Origin of the sequence: Pseudoalteromonas sp. Z1A6 (assembly GCF_011378745.1) — a bacterium.
Classification (GTDB): domain Bacteria; phylum Pseudomonadota; class Gammaproteobacteria; order Enterobacterales; family Alteromonadaceae; genus Pseudoalteromonas; species Pseudoalteromonas arctica.
Window position 1 is genome coordinate 1 of record NZ_WTKW01000206.1, and the last position, 7,710, is coordinate 7,710.

General features: G+C 38.7%; 8 protein-coding genes. 1 reads left to right on the plus strand and 7 read right to left on the minus strand.

Annotated elements, in window-relative coordinates; genetic code table 11:
• Positions 1-1,056 (plus strand): hypothetical protein (locus GQR46_RS13160; RefSeq protein ID WP_165741185.1); only part of this gene is annotated, 1,056 nt, incomplete at its 5' end.
• A gap of 68 nt (positions 1,057-1,124) precedes the next feature.
• Here GQR46_RS13160 and ttcA read toward each other — a convergent pair.
• The 7 genes from ttcA to GQR46_RS13195 form a co-directional block, all read right to left on the minus strand.
• The gene (ttcA, locus tag GQR46_RS13165; RefSeq protein WP_007585631.1) at positions 1,125-2,039 is read right to left on the minus strand and encodes a tRNA 2-thiocytidine(32) synthetase TtcA; all 915 of its coding nucleotides are present in this window, start codon (positions 2,037-2,039) and stop codon (positions 1,125-1,127) included.
• Between the two features lie 170 nt (positions 2,040-2,209).
• Positions 2,210-3,136, minus strand: coding sequence for a universal stress protein UspE (gene uspE / locus GQR46_RS13170; RefSeq protein WP_007585634.1), 927 nt, complete (start codon positions 3,134-3,136; stop codon positions 2,210-2,212).
• A 103-nt stretch (positions 3,137-3,239) separates the two neighbouring features.
• A complete protein-coding gene (locus GQR46_RS13175) occupies positions 3,240-3,977 on the minus strand; it encodes an FNR family transcription factor (RefSeq protein WP_007585636.1) in 738 nt (245 codons plus the stop codon).
• A 67-nt stretch (positions 3,978-4,044) separates the two neighbouring features.
• On the minus strand, positions 4,045-4,716 hold the full coding sequence (locus GQR46_RS13180) for a sulfite exporter TauE/SafE family protein (RefSeq protein ID WP_007585638.1): 672 nt from the start codon (positions 4,714-4,716) through the stop codon (positions 4,045-4,047).
• A complete protein-coding gene (gene ccoS, locus GQR46_RS13185; RefSeq protein WP_121954920.1) occupies positions 4,709-4,876 on the minus strand; it encodes a cbb3-type cytochrome oxidase assembly protein CcoS in 168 nt (55 codons plus the stop codon). The genes GQR46_RS13180 and ccoS overlap by 8 nt, the downstream gene beginning before the upstream one ends.
• Positions 4,873-7,248, minus strand: a complete 2,376-nt coding sequence (locus GQR46_RS13190) for a heavy metal translocating P-type ATPase (RefSeq protein ID WP_165741186.1) — start codon at positions 7,246-7,248, stop codon at positions 4,873-4,875. The genes ccoS and GQR46_RS13190 overlap by 4 nt, the downstream gene beginning before the upstream one ends.
• An 8-nt stretch (positions 7,249-7,256) precedes the next feature.
• Positions 7,257-7,710 (minus strand): FixH family protein (locus tag GQR46_RS13195; protein WP_206009580.1); only part of this gene is annotated, 454 nt, incomplete at its 5' end.

Sequence of the window (7,710 nt, forward strand, 5' to 3'; positions counted from 1 at the left end):
AAATTTTATGTCGTTGCTTTAATTATTAGCACTATTTTATTCTCGCTATGGTTTACAGGTAAAAATGATGCTCATAAAGTTGCTGAGCCAATAACACCTCAGGTTAAACACAGTGCGAGCGTAGCTGATTTATCGCCAGTAAAAGTGATCCCTATAGATGTACCTACAGCAAAAAAAACACAATCAAAAAAACAAATCGCGTTTAATGAAGACTTAACAAAAGCAGCGCAGCAAGTGGTTATGCAATATGAAAGTGCACTTAAATTTCCTCCTTATTCTCAGCCATTGAGTCCATTAGATGAAGATCGATTAAAGCCAAATCAATTCTACCCGGTATCGAGCCCTATTGATGAAAGTGGCGATGCTTTAACGTTAAGTCTTAAGCAATATCGTTTTGTATACCCAGAAGAAATAACAATAAAGATAAGCGCTCAAGGGCTTGGAAAAGTGGTCGTTGAGCTTGCAAATACAGATACAAAAGAAGTGTTAAATACCCATACAGGCAATGCGCGTGACGGTGAAGCAATTATAACATTTGAAGAGGATGAAGATTACCCTCGTAGCTTACAAGTGTTTGTAGAGGGTGATGTTGCCGGTAAAAAAGTTCCCGTAGTTGCACAAATTCAATATATGCCGCCTAGTGCAACTTTAACAGGTTTTGAAACTGCTTATGCACAAAACGAAAACATGATTTTGCCAGCTAACATAGCGGTAGTAAAAAGTGGTTTGTATCGTGTTAGGGCTAATTTATACAGTGGCGATACACCACTTGCTCATTTAGTATCTAAAGAGCGGTTAGCACAAGGAAGCCAAACACTTAATTTGAAAGCCCACTGGTCGGTATTACCACAAGGCATTACAGATATGCGCTTAAGCGACTTTGTTATTGAGAGAATGTCGCCAAGCCCAGGTGAGCGAAACAGCTTTGGGAATAGTGAAATAAGTCATTTTGATATTAACGATTTTTCGTACGATAGCTTGCAGCAATTACCATATCAGGCTAATGCACAAGAAAAGTTAAGTTTGGAATTTTTACAAGGCTTAGCTGAGAGTTAAAAATAGAACGCAATGCTGAATTGGTAAATTTAAGGGGGTTGTACATAAATACAACCCCCTTAAATTTGTTAGCTTAGATTTATAGTAACTACACTTGGCGCTTCTTGTTCATCAAGCTCATTAGCAACAGGCACTTTAGGAATATCTGGTTTATCAAGGGCTATATCGCCACCATCAATTACTTCACCTGTTTGTAAGTTTTTAAAATCAAACAAGTCGGCGTCAGCTAAATGTGAAGGCACTATGTTTTGCATTGCTGTAAAAATGCTTTCAATACGACCTGGGTGCTCCGCATCCCATTTAGCGAGCATTGTTTTTGTATGTTTACGCTGTAAGTTTTCTTGCGAGCCACATAGGTTACACGGAATGATAGGGTAACCTTGTACAAATGCGTATTGGCTTATGTCGCTTTCTTTACAGTATGCAAGTGGGCGAATAACCATATGCTCGCCGTTATCACTCATTAATTTAGCCGGCATACTTTTTAGCTTTCCGCCGTAAAACATATTTAAAAACAATGTTTCAATCATGTCGTCACGGTGATGCCCAAGGGCTATTTTAGTAGCGCCTAGCTCTTTTGCTGTGCGGTATAAAATACCACGACGTAAGCGTGAGCAAAGTGAACACGTTGTTTTACCTTCAGGGATAATATCGGTAACAATACTGTAAGTATCTTCTTCTACAATTTTGTATTCAACATTTAATTTATCAAGATACTGGGGTAAAACATGCTCAGGAAAATCAGGTTGTTTTTGATCAAGATTTACAACAACTAGGTCAAACTTTATAGGTGCTACACGTTTTAAATGTTGAAGCATTTCAAGCATTGTGTAGCTGTCTTTGCCGCCAGAAAGACATACCATTATACGGTCACCCTCTTCAATCATATTGAAGTCCATAACGGCTTGACCAGTTTGGCGACGTAAACGCTTTTGCAGCTTATTTAAGTTAAATTGAGCTTTAGCTTGATCTGAGTGTGACAATTACGCCCCCTAGTAAAACAATACAGCAAAGTTATTTGCTAAAAATAAAGGGGCGTATTATACCCAAACCACCTGAATATGCGAGTTTAGGATGTAATTAAAATTGATTTAAACATGCCTTATTAACACGTAAAAATAACTCGCTTATAACTTGCACATAAAGCTTAAAATTAATCCTTTGCCATAGGGCTCACGTAACCATCGGGTTTGAGTGCCAGTACATCACAGTCTAGGCTATCAATTACATGCTCTGCTGTATTACCTACAAGAGCGGCACTTAAGCCCGTGCGGCCTACAGTACCAATAACAACTAATTCGCTATTTAACCGCTTCGCTACATCAGGGATTACATCCTCTGGCAGGCCTTCTTCAATAAAACATTGCTCTGGGTTTAAATTAAACTCTGCAGCAAGTGCATTGGTTGATTCATGATGATGCTTTTTAACTGATTCGTTATAAAGTCCTGGGTTAAACTCAGGAATTTCGATGGCAATATTAATAGGAGTTGCAGGGTAGGCATTAACTAAATTAAGTTTTGCGTTGGCAAGTTCACATAAATATTGTGCGTCTTTAATAACGCGTTTATTAAGTGCTACATGTTCTTCGTTTTCACTAACCGCATTTACAGCAGCTAAAATATTACCGTTTGCTGGCCATGCCATTTCTTTTACAAATAATACCGGGGCTGGGCATTTGCGTACTAAGTGCCAATCGGTCGGGGTAAAAATAACTGATTTAAGTGCACCATGTTGATGTGTGCCTTTAATTACTAAATCGTACTTTTCATCAATGACAGTATCGATTATGGCTTCGTAAGGACGATTATGCCAAACCACTTGGGTTTCAATATTTATATCTTTGTAAGGGGACACTAAATCGTTTAGCCATAGCTGGCGATCTTTTAGTACGGCATCGCGCATTGCTTCGCGTTCATCGCCAGATAGCATAGTTGTCATTTCGTAAGAGAAGTCGTAAACCGTCATAAAGGCGGTAATACTTGCGCCAGATTTTTTAGCTAAATCTATTGAACGTGCTAAACCGTGTTGATCATCTTTGGTGGGGTCAATAACCGCAATAATGCGTTTAATAGTGTTCATATGCTACTCCATTTACCTAACGGGTGTACATTTAGTGTAACGTAAATATAAAACAGTTAAAGGGGTAGCATATAAATTGTTGTTCTAAATCAAACTATTTGATTTAGCGAGGCTTAACTATCGCCGCTGTTTTAGCCAAGGCATCATTATCTAAAATTGTAATAAATTTACCCTCTACTTTAATTAAGTCAGCTTTTTGAAAACGACTCAATAAACGACTAATGGTTTCTACTGTTAGGCCTAAGTAATTGCCTATTTCACCGCGAGTCATCGTAAATCTAAATTCCTTACGCGAAAAACCACGCTCACCAAAACGCTCCGACAAGTTATAAATAAAACTAGCTAAGCGTTCCTCTGCTGATTTTTTATTGAGTAATAACAGCATTTCTTGATCGTAAGTAATCTCGCTACTCATTAAACGCATTATTTGTTGGCGAAGTTTTGGTAATTTTCCTGATAGTTCATCAAGAGTATCGAATGGGATTTCGCACACCATTGACGTTTCAAGTGCTTGCGAAAAACTGGGATGAGTCATTTTACTTATTGCGTCAAAACCAACTAGGTCGCCCGCTAAATGAAAGCCGGTAATTTGCTCATCACCTCGCTCCGATAACGTGTACGATTTAAATGAACCAGAACGAACCGCATAAATAGCCTGTAAAGGTGCACCTGATTCAAATAGATAGTCGCCTTTATGGAGTGGTTTTTTTCGCTCAATAATTTCGTCAAGCTTGTCCATTTCTTGGCCATTGAGTGAAAATGGCAAACACAATTGACTAATACTGCAGTTATTACAGCTAATAGCACAATTACCTTTAGCGCGACTTTGAGAGAAATCCATAATTTAATCCGTTTAAATTTTTATACACGACTGCAAAATAACCTTAAAGGTTAATAATGCGAATAGATTAATGTACCAGTTTGTCAGTTGCAATAATCAATAAGTAGATACCATACCAAATTATAACACTGCCTAATACAATTCGGGTCCATGGATGGTTAATAATAGTATTTAGTTTTTGCGCGGTAATGCCTAATGTGATCATCGCGGGAAAAGTACCCAAAGCAAAGCAAAGCATAACTAAGGCACCGTCAAGGGCACTTGGGCTGGTCATCGCCCATGTAAGCGCTGAGTATACAAGCCCACAAGGCAGCCATCCCCACAAAGCACCATAACCTAGGGCTTTAAAAGGAGAGTTAATAGGCATTAAATATTTATTTAGTTTAACAATGTGTTGCCACACCAAGGTTTTACCAATTTTCTCTAACCATTGCAAAGTAGGGCCCAAGCGCATTATATACACGCCAACGAGGAGCATAAAAATAGCTGCAATGAACGAAAGTACTAAAGAGAAGGAGGTGTTTTGCCTTGCAAATTGGCTGCTAATACCAGCAACAAGTGCGCCAGCAGCCATATAGCTTAGTGCACGTCCAATATTATAAGCAAATGAATAGGTAAATGTTTTACGTTTGTCACTTGCTAGTTGTAATGAGCTTGCAATACCGCCACACATAGCAATGCAATGACCGCTACCTATTAGCCCCATTAAAAAAGCGCTGGTATAAAGAGGGTCAATCATTACTTTTTTTATGTTGCTCTTTGTCATCTTCAAACAAAATACTATGACCTTGCTTGTTTAAATCCGAAAACTGCTCGCTTTTCACTGCCCAAAAGAAAACACCAATAGCAATAATGACGAATAAAATGGCGATAGGGATCAAAATGTAAATTATGCTCATAACTTTAATAGCCTTAGTGAATTACTAATCACAATAATTGAGCTGGCAGACATGCCAATAACAGCCATCCAAGGAGCAACTAAGCCCAACGCTGCCAGTGGTAATATTGAAGCATTATACAATAAAGACAGCGCAAGATTTTGCTTAATAATACGTCTGGTTTGTTTTGCTACATTAAGTAAGTGACCAATGGAGGCTAAATCGCTATTAAGAAGCACTACATCGGCGCTATTTTTTGATATGTCTGCACCGGTTTCCATAGCAATAGATAAGTGCGCACTAGCAAATACCGGGCTGTCGTTTACACCATCACCTACCATTGCAACGACTTCATTTTGTGAAGACCATTGCTCAACGGCGGTTTGTTTATCTTGTGGAGAACATCCAAATTGCACACTTTCAAGTTTAAGTTGCTTTGATACTTTTTGCCCAGCATCTGACGCGTCACCGGTTAACATGTGACACGTTAAGTTTTGCGATTGAAGTGAGTCTATAAGCTTTTTAGCATCGCTTTTTACTTTATCAACAAAGTAAAAGCGTGCAACAACTTGCTTATTTATATACAAGCTCGCTTGTGCATTCGATTTTTTGCTATTAAACCAACCACTTTTACCAATTGCGTAATGATTAGTTGCATCTTGTGCGCTAATTCCCAGCCCTGGGTGTACTTCAACGTTATTAAGACTGCGGTGAGCTGGCGTAAACTCATCAAATGCACTGGCGATAGGGTGCTCAGAATAACGCTCTAGCATGGCTGCCATATCTAGCACTTGAGCTTTTGTATACTGTTTATCGATTATATCTACTTCATCAAGGCTAAATTTACCTTGCGTAAGTGTGCCTGTTTTATCAAATGCAAATAAAGTAATTTGTGAGAGCGTTTCGAGCACATGCGCTTGTTTTATTAATACGCCTTTGCGGGTAAGCGTTGCCACTGCACATGTGAGCGCGGTAGGTATGGCTAAACTCAGGGCACACGGGCAGGTAGCAACTAAAACCGAAATAGTGATCCAAAATGCATGTTCTGGGTCAATTTGATACCAGCCAATAGCTGTAAGTGAAGCAAATATAAGCAGGCACGCTATAAACCATTGCGCAACTTTATCTGTAATTTCAACCAGTTTAGGGCGCTTGGTTAAAGCGTTATGTTGCAGGCGTATAATTTGGTTTAAAAGCGTATTTTGACCAATTTTATTAATTTTTATTTCAATAACGCCGTCGTGGTTAACGCAACCAGCATAGACATTGTGACCAATAAATTTAGTGACAGGTTGGTGCTCCCCCGTCATCATTGACTCATCAACCGTGGTTTTGCCTTTAATAAGTTCGCCATCGGCAGGAATCGTTTCACCCGCTTTAATAAGTACTACGTCATTAAGTTTTAGTTTTTTAGCCGCAATTATAAGCTCTTCGCCACTTTCGTTAATGGTACGCGCTGTTAATGGCAGTAGTTTTTGTAAGTTGGCAGTAAATTCGCTCGCTTTTAAACGCGCTCTAAATTCAAGATATTTACCTAATAACAGTAAAAAGGTAAACATACACACAGATTCAAAATAGACCTCGCCCACTTGCATAAATGTGGCGTAACAACTTGCACCGAATGCGCCAAAAATAGCCAGTGATACGGGTAAATCCATATTGAGATGTTTTGCTTTTAAGCCATTTATAGCATTGGTCAGAAAGGGCAGTGCGCTGTATAAAACAACGGGAGATGCAAGTATTAAACTTATCCATCTAAAATACTGTTCAAAATTGCTATCCATACCCGAGAACATGCCAAAGTACATGGCAAATGCAAACATCATAACTTGCATGGTCATTAAACCAGCAACACCTAAGCGGCGAATATAGGCTTTGGCAGTTTGTTGTTTTTGCTGAGCTTCAACATCTGATTGAAACGGGTATGCTTTGTAGCCAATTTTAGCTAGGGAAGTAATAACTTCACTCAATGGAGTGTTGGTTTTATCCCATAGGATCATCGCGCGGTTGGTGGATGTATTTACATCAACCCGTTTTACAGTATTTAAGTTTAAAAGTTGTTTTTCGATAAGCCATGCACAAGCAGCGCAGGTTATACCTTCAACGCTCAGTAATACCTCTGAGATATTATCGTTAGTAGCTATAAATTCGTCTTGAATATCTTCGTTGTCATAACTTTTTATAAATGCGAGTTGCTCAGGTACTAGCTGTTCTACTTTACCGGCACGTACGGTGCGGTATTTGTAGTAATCGGTCATACCTTGGTCAACAATATTTTGTGCAACAGCTTGGCAGCCAATGCAACACATTGGCTGAGCTATATCGTCAATTATAACGTTTGCGTTAAATCCGTTTGGCACACTTTCAAGGCAATGAAAGCAAGAGTTAGACATAGTTATTACTACTTATAATTAGGAGTAACTAAAACGGTTTGTTCAGTTGGTAACGTTATATTTTCTTTCATTTTCCAACTGCCATCTATTGGCTCAATAAATACTGAGTAGGCGCCTTGTGTATACTCATTAAGTAATGCAGTAAATTCCTGATTGGCATTAGGAGTAAGTGTTGCTTCAAAGTCATGCGCTTTAATGGTGCGATGATAAAACGAGAGCTTTAATACATGCACGTTACTGCTGTCGCCTTTTGTAAACTTAAAGCTTACACGGTCGTTGGTTACATTTAATTCGCCATGTAAATAAAGTGCTTTTGCTTTTTCAAACTTAGTCAGTTCTAAGTTTATTGCTTTACCTTTTTTGTAGTAGTCGTCAACAACCATATCTGGACCGTTACCTATTGCCGTAATAAATAAGCTAATACAGCCAATAATGGCAACTAACGGAAAAAAGATTAAAAAC